The following is an 18,894-nucleotide window of genomic DNA, read 5'->3' on the forward strand; positions in this document are numbered from 1 at the left end:
CCGCGGTCGGACGGTCCACCGCCCGCTCGGTTCCAGCGGCGTGACACCATCAATGATGTGATCGACCTCGGCTACTCCCTCTCCCCCCGCTTTCCGGACCCCCCGCAGCTGGACTACCGCGGCGCGGATGTGCACACCCTGCGCCACGACCTCTTCTGCGGCGATGTCTATATCGCCGACACCAAGGCGGACCGTGAGCTGTCCACCGCCTGGGGCTGGGTGCCGGTCCTGGACTTCGCCTGGGCGCTGTGCGACATCGTCGAACGGCTCGACACCGACCCCCGCGGCAGCCGTTCCTCGCGTCCCGTCCATGCCGAGCTGGACTTCACCGAATCCGCCGACCGGATGCTCTTCGAGCGCCGCTTCGGGTGGGTGGACATCGCCGCCGACTGGATGCCGGCCGACGAGGCCCCGCTGACCTTCAACCACGCCGCGCTGCGCCGCGAGGCCCGCGACTTCCTGCACGATCTGATCGCCGACCTCACCGATCTGCACGACGGCCTCGGCGACAACCCGGCCATCTGGGACCTTCAGGGCCGCTTCCCCCGCGTCTGACCGGCCCGCCCGCAGCCCCGGGGCGCGTCACTCCACCCGTACGCCTATCTGCGCCGCGAACGCCGGGGCCAGATCGAGGAGTTGGGGCGCGCTGATCACCGCGCCCGACAGCCGGTCGATGCCCCGCGCGATGTCCACCGCGGCCGCACCGCGCAGATCGACGTCCTTCATCCGGGCCTCGGTGAAATCCACCCGCGCCAGGGTGCAGTCGTCGAACGTCACCCGCTCCAGCTCCGCGCCCGAGAAATCCGCCTCGACCAGCACGCACCCTTCGAAGGCGACGTCCCTCAGCTTGGCCTGGCGCAGATTCGGAAAGTCGATCTTGCCGCCGCGCACCACGACCCGCTCCAGCACCGCGCCGTGCAGCTGCGTCCCGCCGAGCCGGGCGTCCGTCACCTCCACATCGCGCAGGGTCGCCTGCGCAAGGTCCGTACCGACCCCGCGCACCCCGCTCAGCACGCTGTCGAGGATCCGGGCCCGGCCGAGCACCGTCTCGTCCAGCGCGCACCGCCGCACCGCGCAGTCCATGAAACGCGCGCCGCGCGCCGCCTGCCCCGCCCAGTCGGCGTCCGCGAACTCCAGCCCGTCGTAGTCCCCTTCGGGCTCCAGCTCTCCACCGTCGTGCGGCACCAGCTCCGGCAGCCGCACCTCGGGCCGCCGCACCGCCCGCACCGTCCCCTTACCGCGCCCTGCCACGCGATCACCGCCTCTCGCCGTTCGTTGCGTCACCGCTCACCACGCCTGCACACCCCATCGTGAACCACACCACTGACAATCGCCCTGACCTGCGGAAAAGCCGGTTCCCGACGGCAGGCTCTTGACCTCGACCAAACTTGAGGTAGGAGGGTGGCGACAGCCGGGCGATCACCCCGCCCGCGCCCCGTCTTCCCGCCTCCCTCAAGGAGCAGCCCGCCATGCACGCGATACGTCTGCACGCCTTCGGCCCGGCCGAAAACCTCCGCTACGAGTCCGTCGACGACCCCCGGCCGGGCCCCGGTGAGGTCCGTATCGCCGTGGCGGCGGCCGGCGTTCACCTCCTGGACACGGCCCTGCGCGAGGGGCTGAAGGGCGGGCCGGCGCCGCTGCCCGAGTTGCCGACCGTGCCCGGCCGCGAGGTCGCCGGCACGGTCGAGGCGCTCGGCGAGGGCACCGACCCCACCTGGCTCGGCCGGCGCGTCGTCGCCCACCTGGGCATGGCCCCCGGCGGCTACGCCGAACTGGCCGTGGTCGCCGCCGACCGCCTGCATCCCGTCCCCGACGGACTCGACGCGGGCCAGGCCGTCGCCATGATCGGCACCGGCCGCACCACCATGGGCATCCTGCGCTTCGCCGACCTCACCGCCGACGACATCGCGATCGTCCCGGCGGCCGCCGGCGGCATCGGCTCGCTCCTCGTCCAGCACGTCAAGAACACCGGCGCCACGGCCATCGGCCTGGCCGGCGGCCCGGCCAAGACGGCGCGGGTCCGCGAACTGGGCGCCGACCTCGCCGTCGACTACACCGACGACGACTGGCCCGCCCTGGTACGCGCCTTCCTCGACGGCCGCGGCACGCCCGGCGCCACCCTGGTCTTCGACTCGGTCGGCGGCGCCCCCGGCCGGGCCGCCGTCGGCCTTCTGGCTCCTGGGGGCCGCCACCTGGTCTTCGGCTGGTCCGCGGGCGGACTCCTCACCGGCGGTCCGCTGGAGTTCGCCGACGGCGAGCTGGCGGCCCGCGGCATCACGTCCCAGCCGGTCCTCGGGCCGCCCATGCTGGCCAAGGCGGGCGGTGACAACCCGATGCGCACCCTGGAAACCGAGGCGCTCGCCGAGGCGGCGGCCGGCCGGCTCGTCCCCCAGGTCCAGCGCTTCCCGCTGGCCGAGGCAGCCGCCGCGCACCGCGCCCTGGAGACCCGCGCCACGATGGGCAAGGTCGTCCTGGTGCCGTGACCGGGCGGCCAGAAGCGCCCTAGACCTCCTCACCCCCGCCCCGCACACCGAAGCGGCCGCCGAGCCGGCCCGCCTCTCCCCCGCACCTCCACCCACGCGAACGGCGCGCCGCCCGCACGGGGACCAGCGCGCCGTTCACCACGAGGGGCGGGCCCGGCACCGCTGGGAGCGGGCCGGCCGACTCCCCCTACTGCACCACCGCCATCCCCCGCTCCGTCTCGTTCAGCCGCCGCCCGCCGGTCTCCGTGCACGTCACGATGTCCTCGATCCGCACCCCGAAGCGCCCGGGCAGATAGATGCCCGGTTCGATGGAGAAGCACATGCCCGCCGCCAACGGCAGATGCTCGCCCTCGACCAGATACGGCGGCTCGTGCGTGGTCACCCCGATCCCGTGCCCGGTCCGGTGGATGAAGTACTCGCCGTACCCGGCCGCCTTGATGACCCTCCTGGCCACCCGGTCGATGTCCTGGCACGCGACCCCGGGCCGGACCGCGTCGAACGCCGCCTGCTGCGCCTCCCGCACGATGTCGTGCACCTTGCGCTCCTCGGCGCCCGGCTCCCCCACGTGCACGGTGCGGGTGGTGTCCGACCCGTAGCCGTCCTTGAGCCCGCCGAAGTCGAGCACGACCATGTCGCCGTCCTCGATGACCCGCTCCCCCGCCTCATGGTGCGGATCGGCGCCATTGGGGCCGGACCCCACGACCGTGAAGTCCACCTGGCTGTGCCCGTGCTCGATCATCAGCCGCGCGAGATCCGCCGCCACCTCGGACTCCCGGCGCCCGGCGAACCGTACGCCCAGGATCTTCTCGTACGTCGCATCCGCGGCCTCCGCGGCCGCCGCCAGCCGCGCCACCTCGTGCGCGTCCTTGACGGCGCGCAGCATCGGCAGCGCCTCCGTCAGTGCCCGGTAGGCGCTCCCGGGCAGCGACCGCTGCAGTCCGAGCAGATGCAGCGCCCAGGTCGCGTCCGAGATTCCGTAACGTCCCTCCGGGTCCAGCCACTTGGCCAGCTCCTCGTACGGGTCCGCACCATCGGTCCATCCCGCCACGTCCATCGCCCCGGTCCCGGCGGCCCGCTCCGCGTCCGGCTGCTCCAGTACGGGCACCAGCAGCCGCGGCCGCCGCCCCGGCGCGACCACCAGGGCGGTCAGTCGCTCGGTGGCCGCGGGGGGCCGGTACCCGCACAGCCACACCAGATCCGGTCCGGGCGTCACGATCAGCCCGGACATCCCGAAATGGGCGGCGGCATCCGCCGCCCGCGCCATCCGCCGCTCGTGGTCGTCCCGTGTCATCGAAGTCACCATGCCGGCGAATCTACGCCGCGAGGCCCGCTACGCCGCGTCCAAATCCCCGTCCGTCCCCGCCCCTTCCTCCGCCGTCACCCGAGCGCCGCCGACACGACCGGCCGTCCCGGCGGCGCCCTCCGCCTCCCGTGTGAAGCGGGCGGCACGGATGCGGGCGAGAGCGGGGTGGTCCCGGTCCAACCCCTCCCCGTCCGAGGGAGGGTGTCGCCGTACCGGCCGCCGTGCGGGGTGTCGCACGGATCGTCGTGCGGTACGAGGCACGGCCGGGGCCCGGGGCCAGACAGGTGGACATGGGGTTAGCCGTCGGTCCTCGACGTATACATCCGGTTATGACGGATCCTATTGATGTTGCGGTGATCACATCGGACCGGAGGAGCGGCGGAAGTTCAGGGAGGCGGGAACCGGTCGGGGACGGACGAGGTACCGGCGGGCGGCTCAGCCTGGGAGAGGCGCCTCTCCGGTGCCGTGTGCCGGGGGCGACGCCGCGCGAAGGCGCGCCCAGAAGTCCCTGACACCTGGGCTTGTGCGATAGGGACTGAGGTCACGGAGGATCCGGCTCAGCGCTCCCTGCACGGAGCCGACGGCCAGTTGTCCGTAGTTGTCGAGGAAGAGGTGGCACTGCACCAGAGCCGCATCCCGCTGCTCCACGGCCAGCAGCGCCTGCGCCATCCGGGCATGGATGAGGGCACGGGCCTTGCAGTGCCCGGCGGGCCTGCGGTGCAGGGAGGACTCCCATGCGGCGAGCGCCCTCTTGAGGTCTCCCAAAAGGGCCAGGACCTCGGCGCGTTGATACAGCAGCGCGGCGTACGAGTAGCTGCTGAAGGGGCCCTCGGGCTCCGTTGAACGGTCCAGGGCCTCCTCGGCCGCCGCAAGGTCGGCGTGCGCCGGACCGCCCCGCCCGACGGCCGCATACCCCACCGCACGCCCGGCGTGGAGAAAGGCACGGGTGGCGGGGCGTGCGGCGGGTCCTGCGGTGTCCCACGCGGCTTCCGCCAGGGCGAGGGCCCGCCGCCGGTCGCCGAGCCGGTGCGCCTGGACGCTCATGCTCCGGAGGGTCACCGCGTAGGTGGCGCGGTCACCGGCCGCATGGGCCAACTCCAGCCCGATGCCGTAGTAATGCTGCGCCAGGCCCCCGTACCCCACGTCCGCGGTCATGTTCGCCAGCAGGTGCGTCAGCTGTGCGGCGCCGCTCAGCAGGCCGTGCCGCACCGTCGGGGTGGCCGGCGCGGCGAGCAGCCGGGACACGTCCTCCGAGAGGTAGTGGGCGAGGGTGGAGCGCGCGTGCGCACCGCCGTGCTTCTCGGTGGCCGGCGCGCTCCAGCGGGCCACGTCGGCGAGCCGCGCGACGTCCGCGTCGGTGGCGGGGCTGCCGTGAGTGGTCCTCGGCGGCGTCCACGGAGGCCGCTTCTCCCATGGCCGGGGCAGGGTGGCGGGCAGCACCGCGCGGGTGAGCGGCGCCCGGCGTGCGGGGTCGCTGTCCGCCCGGCACAGGGAGCTGAGGCGCTGGAGAGGGTCGGCCGCCTGCAGGATGTCCGCCACGGGATCTCCCCCCTGTTCCGGTTCGTCAAGCCCCGCGTCCCGTTGGGTGAGGGGCCGGCCGATACGACGGCTCAGCACCTGGGTCACCAGGTCGGCGGCGGCGCCGCGAGGGCGGGCCCCGTCGAGCCAGTGGGCGACGGAGGTCCGGTCGTAGCGCAGCCGCAGGCCGTTGCCCGTTCCCAGGGCGTTGACGGCGCGGGCGAGCTCGGCGGCGGACCAACCGGCTTCCGTCAGCAACGCCCTGAGCGCGTCGTTGGGCATCTTGCGCGCCATGATCCTTCTCTCGGGGCCGAGTTCGCTGCCGTCACACCCGTTGCGCGTTCAACGCATTCACGCCTTCGGGGACGAAGCGGGCTTCCGTCGGCACCCGATACATGATTCTGTGAGGAGACGCCGCCGGCAACGCTTCACCATGCAGAGGGATTGATGTCGGCCAGAAGCCGGTGAAGCATCTCGGCGGCCCCGCGGAGGAATCGGCCGCGGACGCGTTCATTCGGCCGACGGGCAGCCTTGGTGCGCACCGGCATTGCTTTCCGGTGGCCATCTCGTGGGGCGTACCGATGGCGGTTCCCGGCCAGGCAAAGATGCCGTTGCACAGGGCCGGTCGAGGACGCCGGGGTCGCCCCGTGCACCCAAGTGCCCTTGATTCCCTGAGTCCTTGAGTCCTTGCGCCGGGATTCCGCGATGCCGTGGCGCGGGGAATTCCCACCGAATAATTGTCTCAAAAACGCCGGCCCCGAGACGTATCACCTTACCGCGGCCGTCCGGGGTGTGACGTACACGCTCTTATCGTCCTGCGCCGTGTTCCGGAGGGACGCGGGAACGAAATACCCCGGGCGCCGAAGGGAATGGCGGCCGGGCGTATTTCCCACAGGCGGCGCCCCGTCACCACAGTAAGTCCCGTCAGAACCGCCCCAGGAGACGTAGTGCCGTCGCCCCGCCGCCCCAACACCTTGCTCAGGGCCCTGCTCGCCGAGGCGCGCTGGACGCAGGGCTCGCTCGCCCGCGCCGTGAACATCGTCGCCGCCGAGGTCGGCCTCGAACTCGACTACGACCGGACCGCGGTGGCGCACTGGCTGAGCGGGACGCAGCCCCAGCCCCCGGTCCCGCAACTCGTCGCGGAGGCCCTGACCCGGCGTCTGGAGCGGCTGGTGACCGCGAGCGAGGCGGGCCTCGCGGCCGAAGGGGAGCCGCCGGCGCCCGGGGCGGGGCCCGGTGCCGCGCTGCGGCCCGAGGCGTCGTTGGCGGAGTTGTGCCGCACGGAGAGCGACCCGGTCCGGCGGCTGCCCGCGCAGGCGCAGCCGTACCGGGTCACGGAGCTGACGCGGGTGTGCGGGGACCCGCCGGAGGGCGGCATTCCGGCGCCCGGCCCGCCCGCGCCGCCCGCTCCCCCTGATCCGCCGGGCGGCCGCGAGCCGCCCGGCCCCCACGACGGCGACACCGCGACGGAGCTGGCGCTGATGCGTTCCGCCGTGCGCTTCTACGCCGCCGCCTTCAACGCGCACGGCGGACGCAACGCACGCTCCGCCCTGGCGGCGTACCTCGCCGACGATGTGCTGCCGCGGCTGCGCGCACCGCAGCCGGCGCCGGTCCACCGCACTCTTCTGGTGGAAGCCTCCCGCCTCTCCTTCCTCCTGGCCCGGATGTACGAGGACAGCTCCGTCCAGGGTCTGGCCCAGCGCCATTTCCTCGCCGCCCTGAGCCTTGCCGAGGAGTCGGGGGACCGGGTGGCGGGGGCCGTGGTGCTGCGCGGGCTGAGTGCGCAGGGCCTGGCGCTGGGGCATCGTCAGGCGTCCTTGCAGGCCGCCGAGGCCGCGGCCGCGGCGGCCCGGGGGGCGGGCGGCCCGACCGGAACGTTCCTGCTCGCCCAGCTCGCGGTGGCGCAGGCCGCCTGCGGCCTGCGCGCGGCGGCGCTGGACTCGCTGGGACGGGCCGAGCTGGCCATGGCCGCGGGCGGACCCGAGGGCCGTACCGCCGGCCCCTTCGATGCGTATTCGCGGGCCGCATTCGAATACCAGAGAGCCGAGACCCTGCGGAAGGTGGGAGACATCGCGGGTGCCCGCGCGGCGATGAACCGCTCGCTCGCGCACCGCTCGCCCGAGGACCACCGGGGGCTGGCGCTCAGTTATGCGCAACGGGCCGAAATGCTGGCGGGCGCCGGTCATGTGGAAGAGGCCTGCGCGTCCTGGCACTCCTTTCTCGACCAGTACTCCCATGTGCGATCGGGCGCGGCCAAAGCCGCCGTGACCCGTTCACGCAAGATCCTCATTCCGTTCCGTCACCTCCCCGCGGCGGCCGTTCTGCTCGCCCGGCTGGCCGCGGTGGCACCCGCCGGTAAACGGCGCTGACCGGGGCCCCGTTCGACGCTTTCACACCTTTCAACAATGCCCGGGGCACCGGATCGTCCATTGCGACGGCGGGCGCTGTTGAATCGGTTTCGGAGCAGAATCCGGTTCCGCAGTGGCGAGTTACCGGCCATTCGGCGAGGGATGCCCGGCCCCAGGGAAGGAATGCATCAATGGCAGACGTGGATTCGGTTCGTCGAGATTTCCGGGAGAATCCGCCGCGTACGGTCGTCCATCTTTTCCCCGGGCAAGGGGATTTCTCCGTCGGCCCGCTGGTACGCACCGCCCGCACGGTACCCCGTGTGCGGGCGGCCGTCGCCGAGGTGTTCGGACAGGCCGAGGACGTCGCCGCGGAGTTCGGGATCCCGCCGCTGGCCGACGCGCTGCTGAGCGATACGCCGCCCGGCGGCCGCGAGCTGGCCCAAGGGCCGGTCGGCACCGCGCAACTGGCCCTGTTCTGCTCCTCGGTGGCCGTGCACCGCGCGCTGTGCGGCATCGGCAGAGCGCCCGACCGGGCGGTGGGGGTGAGCTTCGGTGAGATCGCGGCGCTCACCGCGGCCGGTGCGTTCGACGTTCCGGGCGGGGCCCGGATCGCCTGCCTGCTGGCGCACCACCTCCAGCGGTGCGAGGGCGCCCTGACGCTGCTGGGCGCCGGCGAGGCACGGGCCAACTCCCTGCTCCGTGAGACCGGTTCGGCCGCAGTGGTGGTGGCGTGTGTGAACGATCCCGGCGAGACGGTGCTGAGCGGTCCGCTGCCGGAGATGCGGGCCGCGGAGGAACGCGCGCAGCGGCAGGGCCTGTCCGTGACCCGGTTGCGGCTGCCGTTCTCGTCCCACCACCCGTCCTTGGCCGGACCGTCCGAGGCCTTCGCGGCGGCCATCCGCCCCGTCCCGGCGCGCCGGTGCCGGTTTCCCGTCCATTCCGCCGTACGGGGCGGCCCGTACCGGCCGGGGGACGACCTGCACCGGGGGCTGGCCGACTGCCTCGTCCGTCCCGCCCGGCTGCCCAACGTCCTGCACCAGGTGACGACGCCGTCGCCGGCCCTGCTGCTGGAGGCGGGCACCGGACGGGCCCTGACCCGCAACGTCCGGCGCACCGTGCCGCCTTCGGCCGCCCGTGCCCTCGCTCCGCTCGGCGAACCCGGCTTCTCCTGGGCGCGCCGCGGCGGCACGCACCGCGACGCCCTCCTCGTACCCTCGGCCCTCCCTCCCACGGAGGCGTCCCGGTGACCACGCAGACGCCACCCGCCACCGCGCTGCGACGGCTCGTCGACGGCCCCGGCCCGGACACCCTCCGCCCCCGCCTGCTGGCGCTCCTGGCGGAGGACTCCCCCGCGGCCGCGGGCGCGCCGGGTGCCACGCCGCGGGCCCGCCGGTACGGTCACCGCCTGCGCCGCCTCGCGCAGGCCCTCCCGCCGGCCGACGAACTGTGCCGCGACCCGCATGCGCTGGCCGCGTTGAGCGAGTGCGCCGCCGTCACGGATCCGCCGTTCTATATGGCCGTGCTGTCGCACTACGCGCTCTGTCTGGGGTCGATCGTCGCCCTGTCCCCCGATCCGGCGCGGCTCGGGGCACGCTGGGACGCCCTGTCGGCGGGCCGCTCCAAGGGCGTCTTCCTGGTCACCGAGATCGGGGACGGCAGCAGCCACCTGGGCGTCCGCACCACGGCCGCATTCGACCCGCGCACCGGCGGGTTCGTGCTCGGCACGCCGGACGCGGGGGCCGCGAAGTTCTCGGGCGTCGGCGCCACCGGAGTGCGGCAGACCGCCGTGGTGTGCGCGCGGCTGCGGGTCGCCGGTACCGACCGGGGGGTGTTCTCGTTCGTCGTGGACCTCAGCGACGAGCACGGTCCGGCGCCGGGTGTGGAGATCTCCAGCGGCCTCGCGGTGGCGGACCTGCCACTGGATTACGCGCTGGTGCGCTTCCACGGAGTGCGGCTCGCGCCGGACCAGTGGCTGAGCGACGGGGCGTCCCTCGACGCGCAGGGGCGGTTCCACGATCCCCTCGGGACGGCGGACGCGCGGCTGTCCCGGACGCTGGGCGTGGGCCAGGCCCTGTGGGCGACCCTGCCGTCGGCGATGGCCGCCATGGCCCGGGAGAGCGCGGTGCGGGCGCTGCGGCATTCCGCGCACCGCCGGGCGCACGGCCGTCTCGCGCCGGGGGCGGCGGTGCTGTCCTACCGTTCGCAGCAGCATGCGCTCCTGGCCGGCCTGGCCGAGGCCTTCGCCCTGACCTGCGCCGGAAACACCGCGCGGGAGATCTGGGCGGAGTCGCTGGCGGCCCCCGGCCGTTGCGCCGCGCGGGAGCGGGCCGGCGCGGGGATGACGTTCTCGCCCTGGGCCGCGGTCGACCGTCCGCTCGCGGTGCTCAAGGCCTTCGCGGTGCGCGCCGCCGCCCGGGTGGCCGCCCAGTGCCAGCACCGTTGCGGACTCGCCGGATTCCTGGAACCCAACCGGCTGAGCGGGTACCACGGCTTCGCCCACGCCTTCGACAGCGCGGGCGGCGACAGTCAGCTGATCCTGCTCGATGCGGGGCGGGCCCTCGCGGAGGAGGCCGGCCGCCGCGGCGGCGCCGCCGCGGTGCCCCGCGAGGCGCTGCCGGACGCCCCTCACTGGTGGCCGGCGCTCACCCGGGTGCACGAGCACCTGCTGGCCACCGGCCTCCACCGTGCCCTGAACGAGCGCTCCGGTAAGGGACTTGAGGGGCTGGAGCTGTGGAACCCGCTGCTGGACGCGGCCCGGGAACTGGGCGAGGCGTACGCGAGCCGCCTGGCGGCCGAGAGCCTGGCCAGGACCCTGGCGACGGTGGACGATCCCGCCCTGCAGGCGGCGCTCCGGCCCCTGGCGGCCCTCTACGGGGTGGCCGAGGCCCGGCGCCTGGCCGGCCGGCTGCTGACCACGGGCGTGCTCGGCGCGGCCACGGTGCGTGCGCTGCCCGCCGCGATGGATGAGCTCTGCGACCGGCTGCTGCCGCAGCTGCCGCTGCTGGAAGAAGCCATGGGTGCGCCGGTCGGCGCGCTGCCCACCCCGCTCGGCGCGGACGACTACGCGGCGGCGCTGACCGCATCCGTCAACTGGCCCACCGAAAGGCTGTCATGAGCCCCACAACGATGACCGCGCCCCGGATCGGCGTGCTGGGGATGGGTACGTACCTCCCCCGCTCCCGGCGTACCAACGAGGACGTCGCCGCGGACGTGGGGGTGACCCCGCAATGGATCGCCGAACGCACCGGCGTGCACATGCGGCATGTGGCCGCCCCCGGCGAAGCGGCCTCCGACCTGGCCGCGGCCGCGGTACGCGCCGCGACCGCCGCGGCCGGCATCGACATCGACCAGCTGGACGTCCTGATCCTCGCCACCTCGACCCCCGACGAACTGGGGCCCTCCACGGCCTGCCGGGTCCAGGCCCTCACCGGGGCGCGCAATGCCGTCGCCCTGGACGTCAGCGCCGCCTGCTCGGGCTGGCTGTTCGCCGCCCGCGTCGCCCACGACTGGCTCAGCAACGACCCGTGCACGCGCTATGCGGCGGTGGTCGGCGTCGAGGCGTACTCCAAATTCCTCGATCCGACCGACCGCGGCACGGCCGTCCTGTTCGCCGACGGTGCGGCCGCCTCCGTACTCGGTCCCGTACGGGACGACGGCGGCCACGGCGGCTTCCGCGATTTCGCTCTCGGGTCCGACGGCACCGGCGCGCACCACGTCCTCATCCCGGCCGGCGGCAGCCGCGCCCCGGCGAGCCCGAACACGCTGGCCGGCCACCGGCACGACATCCACATGGACGGCCGGGCGGTACGCGACTTCATCACCGAGATCTTTCCCCGGGTCGTCGACGAGAGCCTGACCCGCAACCGGCTACGGCTCCGGGACATCGACGTGTTCATCACCCATCAGCCCAACCCCGTCCTGCTGCGCAACCTCGGCGACCGCATCGGCATCCCCCGCGAACGCCTGGTCATCGTCGGCGGCGAGGTCGGCAACATCGGCGCGGCAAGCACCCCGTACGCGCTGGCCGGCGCCGCCGCGTCCGGCCTGCTGGAGCCCGGCAGCCGGGTCCTGATCGCCGCCTTCGGAGCGGGCGTGACCTGGGGCAGCGCGCTGCTGACCTGGACGGGCGCCTCCGTCATCCGACTGGGCCCGACGCGCCCGACCCGCACCGTCCCTTCCCCTCACCCCACCCCCGCAGTGCAAAGGAGCACCTCATGAACGACGGCATCCCCGTCGGCATCCCCGACCGCCCGAGGGAACCCGGCAATGTGCTGGAGGCGTTCCGGCTCGACGGGGCGCGGGCGCTGGTGACCGGCGCCTCCCGCGGCATCGGCCAGGCCGTCGCCAGGGCACTGGCCCAGGCCGGCGCCGACCTCGCGCTGTCCGCCCGCTCCGCCGCCGCCCTCACCGAGACCGCGGAGAGCGTGATGAAGGAGGGCCGCACGGCCGTCCTCACACCGGGCGACCTCACCGTCGCGGGGACGGCGGAGGCCGTGGTGGACGAGGCCGCCACCGCGCTCGGCGGTCTCGACATCGTCGTCCACAACGCGGGCATCCTGCCGACCCGGCCCGACGGCAGTCCCACGATGGTCCCCCTCCAGGACTCCGCGCAGCGGGACTGGGACGCGGTGGTGTCGGTCAACCTCAACGCCACCGCGGCCCTGTGCCGGCGCGCCCACCGCCATCTCGCCGCCTCGGACCGGGCCTGCCTGGTGCTGATGTCCTCGCTCGCCGGGGTGGCCGGCACGCCCCGGATGGAGGCGTACGCCGCGACCAAGGCGGCGCAGATCTCCCTGGTCCGCAGCCTCGCGGCCGGCTGGGCGCGGGACGGGATCCGGGTCAACGCCCTGTGCCCCGGCTGGACGCGCACCGACATGACGAGCTTCGCCGCCGCCACGGGCCCGCTGTCCGACTGGCTGATGGCGCACGTGCCCCTGGGCCGCTGGGCGGAACCGCACGAGGTCGCCGCCGCCGCCCTCTTCCTCGCCGCCCCCGCCGCGTCCTTCCTCACCGGGCACGCCCTGCTCCTCGACGGCGGCGCATCCGTCCCCGACGGGGGACTCGCCGGGATCCCGAAACCGCCCTCCCCCTTCGCCGGGGCCTGACCGCATCCCGAGAGCCGAGGACACACGCGATGACCGAGCCCACCCCCACCGCCGTGATCAGCGGAATCGGTTCCTGCCTGCCGCCCCGCATCCTGTCGAACGACGACGTGGCGCGCCGGGGCGTCCTGGACACCACCGACGCCTGGATCCGCTCCCGTACCGGCATCGCCCGCCGGCGCCAGGCCGAGCCCGGTACGAGCACCGGCGACCTCGCGGTGGCCGCGGGCCGGGCCGCCCTGAGGTCCGCCCGCGCCCCGGCGGACCTGGTCCTGCTGGCGACCACCACACCCGACCGGCGCTGCCCCGGCACCGCGCCGGACGTGGCGCACCGGCTGGGCCTGGGGCCGGTGCCGGCCTTCGACCTCGCCGCCGTGTGCTCCGGCTTCGTCTACGGCCTGGCCCTCGCCACCTCGCTGGTCCGCACCGGCGTCTGCGCCCGACCGCTGGTGATCGGGGCCGAGACGTACTCCACCATCATCGACCCCCTGGACCGGGACACCGCGGTGATCTTCGGCGACGGCGCCGGTGCCGTGCTGCTGCGCGCCGGCGAAGGCCACGAGCCCGGCGCGGTGGTGGCCGTCGACCTGGGAGCGGACGGCGCGGGCAGCGACCTGATCGCCATCAGCGCGGGCGGCTCCCGGCAGCCCGACACCTCGGCGCGGCTGAACCGCGACTCCCGCTACTTCCGCATGAGCGGACGCGAGGTGTACGGCCAGGCCGTCCGCCGGATGACCGAATCCTCCAACGCCGCACTCGAGCGGGCCGGCTGGGGCGCCGACACCCTCGCGGCCTTCATCGGCCACCAGGCCAACCAGCGCATCCTCGACTCGGTGGCCGACCGGATCGGCGTCGCCCCCCAGTACCGCTTCGGCAACATCCGCGAGGTCGGCAACACCGCCGCGGCGTCCATCCCCCTGGCCCTGGCCGCCACCGCGGCCCGCAAGGCCGTCCGCCCCGGCGGGCGCACCCTGCTCACCGCTTTCGGCGGCGGCCTGACCTGGGGATCGGTCGCCCTGCGATGGCCCGACACCCGGCCGCACACCCTGGCCCCCGAAACCCGGGCCCCCGTCTCCGCAACCCCACCCCCGCACCGGAGGACCCCATGGAAACTGTCTACGACCACCTCGTGACCGTCCTCACCGACAAATTCGAGGTCACCGAGGACCAGCTCGACCCCGCCGTCCCGCTCGGCGACCTGGAACTGGACTCCCTCGCGATCGTCGAGCTGTATGTGACCCTCCAAGAGCACTGGGGAGTCCCGCTGGAAGAGGACGAATCCGCCGCCGAGATGACGCTGGGGCAGTTCGCCGGGGCCGTAGCCGCGCAGCTCCCGGCCGAGCGGAACGCAACGGAGCCGAGGGCCGACCGGTGATCGGCTTCCCCCGGCGGGACGCCCTCGCCGTCACCGGCATCGGCCTGGTCACCCCGGCGGGCATCGGCAGCAAGGAGACCTGGGCCCGCGTCTGCGCCGGCGAGCCGACCGCGGCCCTCGACCCCGCGCTCGCCGGGCTCCCGGTCTCCCTGTCCTGCCGGGTACCCGGCTTCGACCCCCGCGTGCACGTACGCGGTTCCCGGCCGTGGCGGCACGACCGCTTCACCCAGTTCGCGCTGGCCGCGGCCCAGGAAGCGGTGGACGACGCAGGCCTGGACCCCACCGCCTGGATCGGCAGCCGGGTCGCGGTGATCCTCGGTTCGGCGGCCGGCGGGGTCGGCATGTACGAGGACCAGCACCGCAAGTTCCTGGACACCGGAGCCCGCACCGTCTCCCCGCTGACGCTGCCCGCCTTCCTGCCCAACATGGCCGCCGGGCAGCTGGCGATCGCCCTGCACGCCAAGGGCCCCGTACTGCACACGGCCACGGCCTGCGCGTCCGGTGCCACCGCGCTGATCACCGCGGCGCTGCTCCTGCACAGCGGCGCATGCGACATCGCGATCGCCGGCGGCGCCGACGCCATGGTCACCCCCATGTGCGCCACCGCGTTCGCCAGAATGGGCGCGCTCTCCCGGCGCCGGGACGACCCCGCCACCGCCTCCCGCCCCTTCGACGCCGACCGCGACGGCTTCGTCCTGGCGGAAGGCGCCGGCGTACTCGTCCTGGAACGGCACACCGACGCCCTGAGCCGGGGCGCTCCGCTCCACGCCCGGTTCGCCGGTTACGGCGCCTCCGCCGACGCACACCGGCCCGTGGCGCCCGACCCCGGGGGCCACGGACTACGGCTGGCCCTCTACGAGGCGCTGCGCACGGCCGACGCCACCCCGCTCGACGTCGACCACATCAACGCCCACGGCACCAGCACCCCCCTCAACGACCGCACCGAAGCCCGCGTACTCCACCAGGTCTTCGGCCCCGCGCGCCCCTCCGTCACCTCGACCAAGGGCGTCACAGGACACACCATGGGCGCCGCCGGCGCGATCGAAGCCGCCCTCACCGTCCTGACCGTCGAGCACCAACTCGCCCCACCCACCGCCAATTTCCGACACCCCGATCCGGAACTGAGCGACCTCGACCTGGACCTGGTGACCGAAACCCCCCGCAGACACCGCATCCGCCTCGCCCTGAGCAACTCCTCGGGCTTCGGCGGCCACAACACCGTCCTCGCCTTCCGCCCAACCACCTAGCCAAGGCCCCCGAACGCCGTACGGGCACGCCCCTCCTCACACCACGGCCCCGCATCCGCCCACACCCCACCCACGCAAAAGGCCCCGGACACCGGGTCCGGGGCCGATCACCACGCCCGCCGCGAAAACTCCGCACCTCGGACGCTCCTACTCAGAGCCCCCTGTCGGATTCGAACCGACGACCTTCGCTTTACAAGCCCGATCAGAGGATCGCCGGGGTCGCCAACTTCCATGAGGGCGAACAGATCCACTTCGTGTCGTACCGAGGTCATCCCGTCTGACCAACTGGCCTTCAGGGGTGATGACAGCCGATTGAAGCCGCCGCGGTTGCTGTACTCCACTGCTGTACAGCTCAGCAGGCTGCCCCAGGCATTACGAGGCGGGCCCTACCTCTTCGGGTAGGAAGGTCTCGTCTTCCCCGAAGTCCGGGGCCTGGAAGGGGTTTGTCGTCGGAGGCGGCGATGCCGCAGTGGAACAGCGGGGTTGCCCTTCCGGGGCGGAGAACAGCGACGTCAGATCGATGAGAGATCTTCCTTTCGTTGCAAGGTCCCCGAAGGGGCCTGTCATGCCGTGACCGGGCACAGCGGTCCTACAGCTTGGTCATCTTGGCGTACGGGCTCAAGATCCGCATTTGCGCCGAGCCGAAATCCACGAGCGCCGCGATTCCGTCCTCGACGCCGATCACCCGGCCGAGGCCGTACATGTCGTGTGTGACCTGGTCGCCCATGGCGAAGTGCTCGGGAGCCGACGAGACCGAGGCCTTGAAGGGGCTGGTAGGCAAATGACGCTTGGGTGCAGCGGGCTTTGTCATTGCCCCCAGTATGCGCCTACGTGGATCCCGTTGGCTGTGCCGGTCCACGTCCGAAGCTCGGCACCGCCCCGGACGGCAGGAACCGCTCGGGGAGCGAGGCAGGTGGGCTACCTTGCCGGCTGCATGACGGCCACTGCCAAGCCGCCGTCTACGTCCTCCAGCCCGACGGCACCCGCACCCGCACGTTCGCCTACGGCAAGACCTGGACCGAATGCGACACCAAACGCCGCGAACTCCTCGCCAAGGTCGACGAAGGAATCCCCGTGCCCACCCGCTCCGCCAAGCTCTCCGAATGGCTGCCGTACTGGCTGGACAACGTGATCAAGCCGAACCGGAAGCGCAGCACGTACAGCAAGTACGCCATGCACGTGCGGCTCTACCTCGTGCCTCTGCTCGGCACGAAGCGACTGGAGACCCTTGGACCACGCCACGTCCGGGTGTTCCTCGCCGACGTCGCCCGCAAGTCCTCCCCCGCAACAGCCAAGGAAGCTCACCAAGTGCTCCGTACGGCCCTGACAGCGGCCACCCGCGAGGAGCTGATCACCCGCAACGTCGCCTCGCCCGTAGAGGCCCCCAAGGTCGTCAGCCGCGAGACAACACCCAGGACGCTGGACGAGACGCTGACCTTTCTGGAAGAGGCCCGCCGTGATCCGCTCTACGCGGCCTTCGTCCTCGCCATCGCGATGGACCTCCGCCGCGGTGAGGTCCTCGGACTGCGCTGGTCGGACGTAGACCTCGACGCCCGCGTGATCCGCATCAGCAACCAGGTCCAGCGCATCGCCCACGACGCCGAGAAGCGCGGCACCAAGCCGGACCCGGCCGGGCTCGTCTTCACCACCCGTTCCGGTCGCCCCATCGAGCCGCGGAACCTGAACCGCTCGTTCTCCCGACTCACCGCCTCGGCCGGCCTCCGCCCGATCCGTCTCCACGACGCCCGGCACGGCTGCGCCACCCTGCTCACCGCGGCCGCCGTCGCCCCCGCGTCCTGATGGAGATCCTCGGCCACAGCCAGATCAGCCTGACCATGGACGTCTACACACACGCGGCGCAAGACACCCAGCGGGAAGCGATCAGCCACATGGACCGGCTACTGAAGCGGCGGGGCGGATCGCTCGTGCGTGACCGTCCGCGTTGATGTCAGCCGTAGATGTCAGAAGCCCCAGACGATCACTCGCCCGGGGCTTCGTCCCTGTTCACGCTCAGAGCCCCCTGTCGGATTCGAACCGACGACCTTCGCTTTACAAGAGCGGTGCTCTGGCCAGCTGAGCTAAGGAGGCGTGCCGGAAGAAGTGTACCCAGGCCTCCCGGATGCCTGTCGCCCTATTTCGCCGGCCTCGGGGGGCGGGGAGATTTCGTGACCTCGGGGCTACTGACACCGGGCCCCGCCGCGGGTAGCGTCACGGCCAGTCCGCCGCGGTGGACTACTCCACTCCTTTTACTCGGATCGTCCGGCACGTTCCTGCCGGTGAAGGGATTCATCATCATGGCTACGGTCACGTACGACCAGGCAACCCGTATCTACCCGGGTACCGACAAGCCCGCCGTCGACAAGCTCGACATCGCTATCGAGGACGGCGAATTCCTCGTCCTCGTCGGCCCCTCCGGATGCGGCAAGTCCACTTCTCTGCGGATGCTCGCGGGGCTGGAGGACGTCGACGGAGGCGCCATCCGCATCGGGGACCGCGACGTCACCCATCTGCCGCCGAAGGACCGGGACATCGCGATGGTGTTCCAGAACTACGCGCTGTACCCGCATATGACGGTCGCCGACAACATGGGCTTCGCGCTCAAGATCGCCGGGGTGCCGAAGGCGGAGATCCGGCAGAAGGTCGAGGACGCGGCGAAGATCCTGGACCTCACGGAGTACCTGGGGCGCAAGCCCAAGGCGCTCTCCGGTGGTCAGCGGCAGCGGGTCGCGATGGGCCGGGCGATCGTCCGGGAGCCGCAGGTGTTCCTGATGGACGAGCCGCTGTCCAACCTGGACGCCAAGCTCCGCGTCCAGACCCGTACGCAGATCGCGGGGCTGCAGCGGCGCCTGGGGATCACGACGGTGTACGTCACCCACGACCAGGTCGAGGCCATGACGATGGGCGACCGGGTGGCCGTCCTCAAGGACGGGCTGCTGCAGCAGATCGACTCGCCGCGGAACATGTACGACCGTCCGGCCAACCTCTTCGTCGCCGGATTCATCGGGTCGCCGGCGATGAACCTGGTGGAGGTGCCGATCACCGACGGCGGCGTGAAGTTCGGCAACAGCGTCGTGCCGGTCAACCGGGAGGCGCTGGCCGCGGCGAGCGACAAGGGCGACCGTACGGTGACCGTGGGCGTACGGCCCGAGCACTTCGCGATCGTGGAGCAGAACGGCGCCGCGGCGAAGGCGCTGTCCAAGGAGTCCGCGGACGCGCCGGCGGGTCTGGCCGTCACGGTCAACGTCGTCGAGGAGCTGGGCGCCGACGGCTATGTCTACGGCACCGCGGAGGTCGGCGGCGAGGTCAAGGACCTGGTCGTACGGGTCAACGGCCGCCAGGTCCCGGCGAAGGGCACCCAGCTGCACGTGGTGCCGACGCCGGGTGAGACGCATGTCTTCTCGACATCCACGGGTGAGCGGCTCAGCGACTAGCACGGAGCGCATCGACGGCGGCGGTACCGGGGTCCGTACCCGGTACCGCCGCCGTTGTCCGTAGCGGAGGGTGACGCCCGGCGCGGC

Annotated in this window: 15 protein-coding genes, 2 tRNA genes and 1 pseudogene; 12 read left to right on the top strand and 6 right to left on the bottom strand. The window is 73.0% G+C overall.

Annotated features, from left to right (window positions below; genetic code table 11):
* Positions 1-57: 57 nt before the first annotated feature.
* Complete coding sequence (locus tag ACIGWZ_RS14300; protein WP_400064194.1) at positions 58-555, top strand: hypothetical protein; 498 nt, start codon at positions 58-60, stop codon at positions 553-555.
* Between the two features lie 27 nt (positions 556-582).
* On the opposite strand, the gene ACIGWZ_RS14305 is transcribed toward ACIGWZ_RS14300, so the two are convergent.
* Positions 583-1,227 carry a pentapeptide repeat-containing protein gene (locus tag ACIGWZ_RS14305; RefSeq protein WP_400064457.1) on the bottom strand — a complete coding sequence of 215 codons (645 nt, stop codon included), beginning with the start codon at positions 1,225-1,227 and terminating at the stop codon, positions 583-585.
* 242 nt (positions 1,228-1,469) lie between these two features.
* Here ACIGWZ_RS14305 and ACIGWZ_RS14310 point away from each other — a divergent pair, with 242 nt between their 5' ends.
* Positions 1,470-2,483: a zinc-binding dehydrogenase gene (locus ACIGWZ_RS14310; RefSeq protein WP_400064196.1), complete on the top strand. Its 1,014-nt coding sequence runs from the start codon at positions 1,470-1,472 to the stop codon at positions 2,481-2,483.
* 187 nt (positions 2,484-2,670) lie between these two features.
* On the opposite strand, the gene ACIGWZ_RS14315 is transcribed toward ACIGWZ_RS14310, so the two are convergent.
* Both ACIGWZ_RS14315 and ACIGWZ_RS14320 read right to left on the bottom strand, forming a co-directional pair.
* Positions 2,671-3,774, bottom strand: coding sequence for an aminopeptidase P family protein (locus ACIGWZ_RS14315; RefSeq protein WP_400064459.1), 1,104 nt, complete (start codon positions 3,772-3,774; stop codon positions 2,671-2,673).
* 447 nt (positions 3,775-4,221) lie between these two features.
* Positions 4,222-5,598 carry a hypothetical protein gene (locus tag ACIGWZ_RS14320; protein ID WP_400064198.1) on the bottom strand — a complete coding sequence of 459 codons (1,377 nt, stop codon included), beginning with the start codon at positions 5,596-5,598 and terminating at the stop codon, positions 4,222-4,224.
* A gap of 653 nt (positions 5,599-6,251) precedes the next feature.
* Here ACIGWZ_RS14320 and ACIGWZ_RS14325 point away from each other — a divergent pair.
* From ACIGWZ_RS14325 to ACIGWZ_RS14360, 8 genes are all read left to right on the top strand, one after another.
* A complete protein-coding gene (locus ACIGWZ_RS14325; protein ID WP_400064200.1) occupies positions 6,252-7,673 on the top strand; it encodes a hypothetical protein in 1,422 nt (473 codons plus the stop codon).
* Between the two features lie 170 nt (positions 7,674-7,843).
* A complete protein-coding gene (locus ACIGWZ_RS14330) occupies positions 7,844-8,899 on the top strand; it encodes an ACP S-malonyltransferase (protein WP_400064202.1) in 1,056 nt (351 codons plus the stop codon).
* Complete coding sequence (locus tag ACIGWZ_RS14335; protein ID WP_400064204.1) at positions 8,896-10,767, top strand: acyl-CoA dehydrogenase; 1,872 nt, start codon at positions 8,896-8,898, stop codon at positions 10,765-10,767. The genes ACIGWZ_RS14330 and ACIGWZ_RS14335 overlap by 4 nt, the downstream gene beginning before the upstream one ends.
* Entirely contained in the window at positions 10,764-11,870 is a 1,107-nt protein-coding gene (locus ACIGWZ_RS14340) for a 3-oxoacyl-ACP synthase III family protein (protein ID WP_400064206.1), read from the top strand. Before ACIGWZ_RS14335 ends, ACIGWZ_RS14340 begins: the two co-directional genes overlap by 4 nt.
* On the top strand, positions 11,867-12,757 hold the full coding sequence (locus ACIGWZ_RS14345) for an SDR family NAD(P)-dependent oxidoreductase (protein ID WP_400064208.1): 891 nt from the start codon (positions 11,867-11,869) through the stop codon (positions 12,755-12,757). Before ACIGWZ_RS14340 ends, ACIGWZ_RS14345 begins: the two co-directional genes overlap by 4 nt.
* 29 nt (positions 12,758-12,786) lie before the next feature.
* On the top strand, positions 12,787-13,887 hold the full coding sequence (locus tag ACIGWZ_RS14350) for a beta-ketoacyl-ACP synthase III (RefSeq protein WP_400064209.1): 1,101 nt from the start codon (positions 12,787-12,789) through the stop codon (positions 13,885-13,887).
* Positions 13,860-14,129 carry an acyl carrier protein gene (locus ACIGWZ_RS14355; protein ID WP_400064211.1) on the top strand — a complete coding sequence of 90 codons (270 nt, stop codon included), beginning with the start codon at positions 13,860-13,862 and terminating at the stop codon, positions 14,127-14,129. Before ACIGWZ_RS14350 ends, ACIGWZ_RS14355 begins: the two co-directional genes overlap by 28 nt.
* Positions 14,126-15,376, top strand: a complete 1,251-nt coding sequence (locus tag ACIGWZ_RS14360) for a beta-ketoacyl-[acyl-carrier-protein] synthase family protein (protein WP_400064212.1) — start codon at positions 14,126-14,128, stop codon at positions 15,374-15,376. The genes ACIGWZ_RS14355 and ACIGWZ_RS14360 overlap by 4 nt, the downstream gene beginning before the upstream one ends.
* Positions 15,377-15,531: 155 nt before the next feature.
* On the opposite strand, the gene ACIGWZ_RS14365 is transcribed toward ACIGWZ_RS14360, so the two are convergent.
* Both ACIGWZ_RS14365 and ACIGWZ_RS14370 read right to left on the bottom strand, forming a co-directional pair.
* Positions 15,532-15,615, bottom strand: a tRNA-Tyr gene (locus ACIGWZ_RS14365).
* Between the two features lie 350 nt (positions 15,616-15,965).
* Positions 15,966-16,187 carry a hypothetical protein gene (locus ACIGWZ_RS14370; protein WP_400064215.1) on the bottom strand — a complete coding sequence of 74 codons (222 nt, stop codon included), beginning with the start codon at positions 16,185-16,187 and terminating at the stop codon, positions 15,966-15,968.
* Positions 16,188-16,306: 119 nt separating this feature from the next.
* On the opposite strand from ACIGWZ_RS14370, the pseudogene xerC reads away from it, so the two are divergent.
* Positions 16,307-17,322: pseudogene (gene xerC, locus ACIGWZ_RS14375) on the top strand (tyrosine recombinase XerC).
* Positions 17,323-17,390: 68 nt separating this feature from the next.
* Here xerC and ACIGWZ_RS14380 read toward each other — a convergent pair.
* Positions 17,391-17,464, bottom strand: a tRNA-Thr gene (locus ACIGWZ_RS14380).
* 206 nt (positions 17,465-17,670) lie between these two features.
* Between ACIGWZ_RS14380 and ACIGWZ_RS14385 the strand changes: the two genes are divergently transcribed.
* A complete protein-coding gene (locus ACIGWZ_RS14385; RefSeq protein WP_400064217.1) occupies positions 17,671-18,807 on the top strand; it encodes an ABC transporter ATP-binding protein in 1,137 nt (378 codons plus the stop codon).
* Positions 18,808-18,894 lie beyond the last annotated feature (87 nt).

Origin of the sequence: Streptomyces sp. NPDC053427, from assembly GCF_044544985.1 — a bacterium.
Taxonomy (GTDB): Bacteria; Actinomycetota; Actinomycetes; order Streptomycetales; family Streptomycetaceae; genus Streptomyces.

Coding starts and splice junctions, on each gene's coding strand:
- ACIGWZ_RS14310 (WP_400064196.1), top strand. CDS start 1,470: ATGCACGCGATACGTCTGCACGCCTTCGGCCCGGCCGAAAACCTCCGC.
- ACIGWZ_RS14315 (WP_400064459.1), bottom strand. CDS start 3,774: ATGACACGGGACGACCACGAGCGGCGGATGGCGCGGGCGGCGGATGCC.
- ACIGWZ_RS14320 (WP_400064198.1), bottom strand. CDS start 5,598: ATGGCGCGCAAGATGCCCAACGACGCGCTCAGGGCGTTGCTGACGGAA.
- ACIGWZ_RS14330 (WP_400064202.1), top strand. CDS start 7,844: ATGGCAGACGTGGATTCGGTTCGTCGAGATTTCCGGGAGAATCCGCCG.
- ACIGWZ_RS14340 (WP_400064206.1), top strand. CDS start 10,764: ATGAGCCCCACAACGATGACCGCGCCCCGGATCGGCGTGCTGGGGATG.
- ACIGWZ_RS14345 (WP_400064208.1), top strand. CDS start 11,867: ATGAACGACGGCATCCCCGTCGGCATCCCCGACCGCCCGAGGGAACCC.
- ACIGWZ_RS14350 (WP_400064209.1), top strand. CDS start 12,787: ATGACCGAGCCCACCCCCACCGCCGTGATCAGCGGAATCGGTTCCTGC.
- ACIGWZ_RS14355 (WP_400064211.1), top strand. CDS start 13,860: ATGGAAACTGTCTACGACCACCTCGTGACCGTCCTCACCGACAAATTC.
- ACIGWZ_RS14370 (WP_400064215.1), bottom strand. CDS start 16,187: ATGACAAAGCCCGCTGCACCCAAGCGTCATTTGCCTACCAGCCCCTTC.
- ACIGWZ_RS14385 (WP_400064217.1), top strand. CDS start 17,671: ATGGCTACGGTCACGTACGACCAGGCAACCCGTATCTACCCGGGTACC.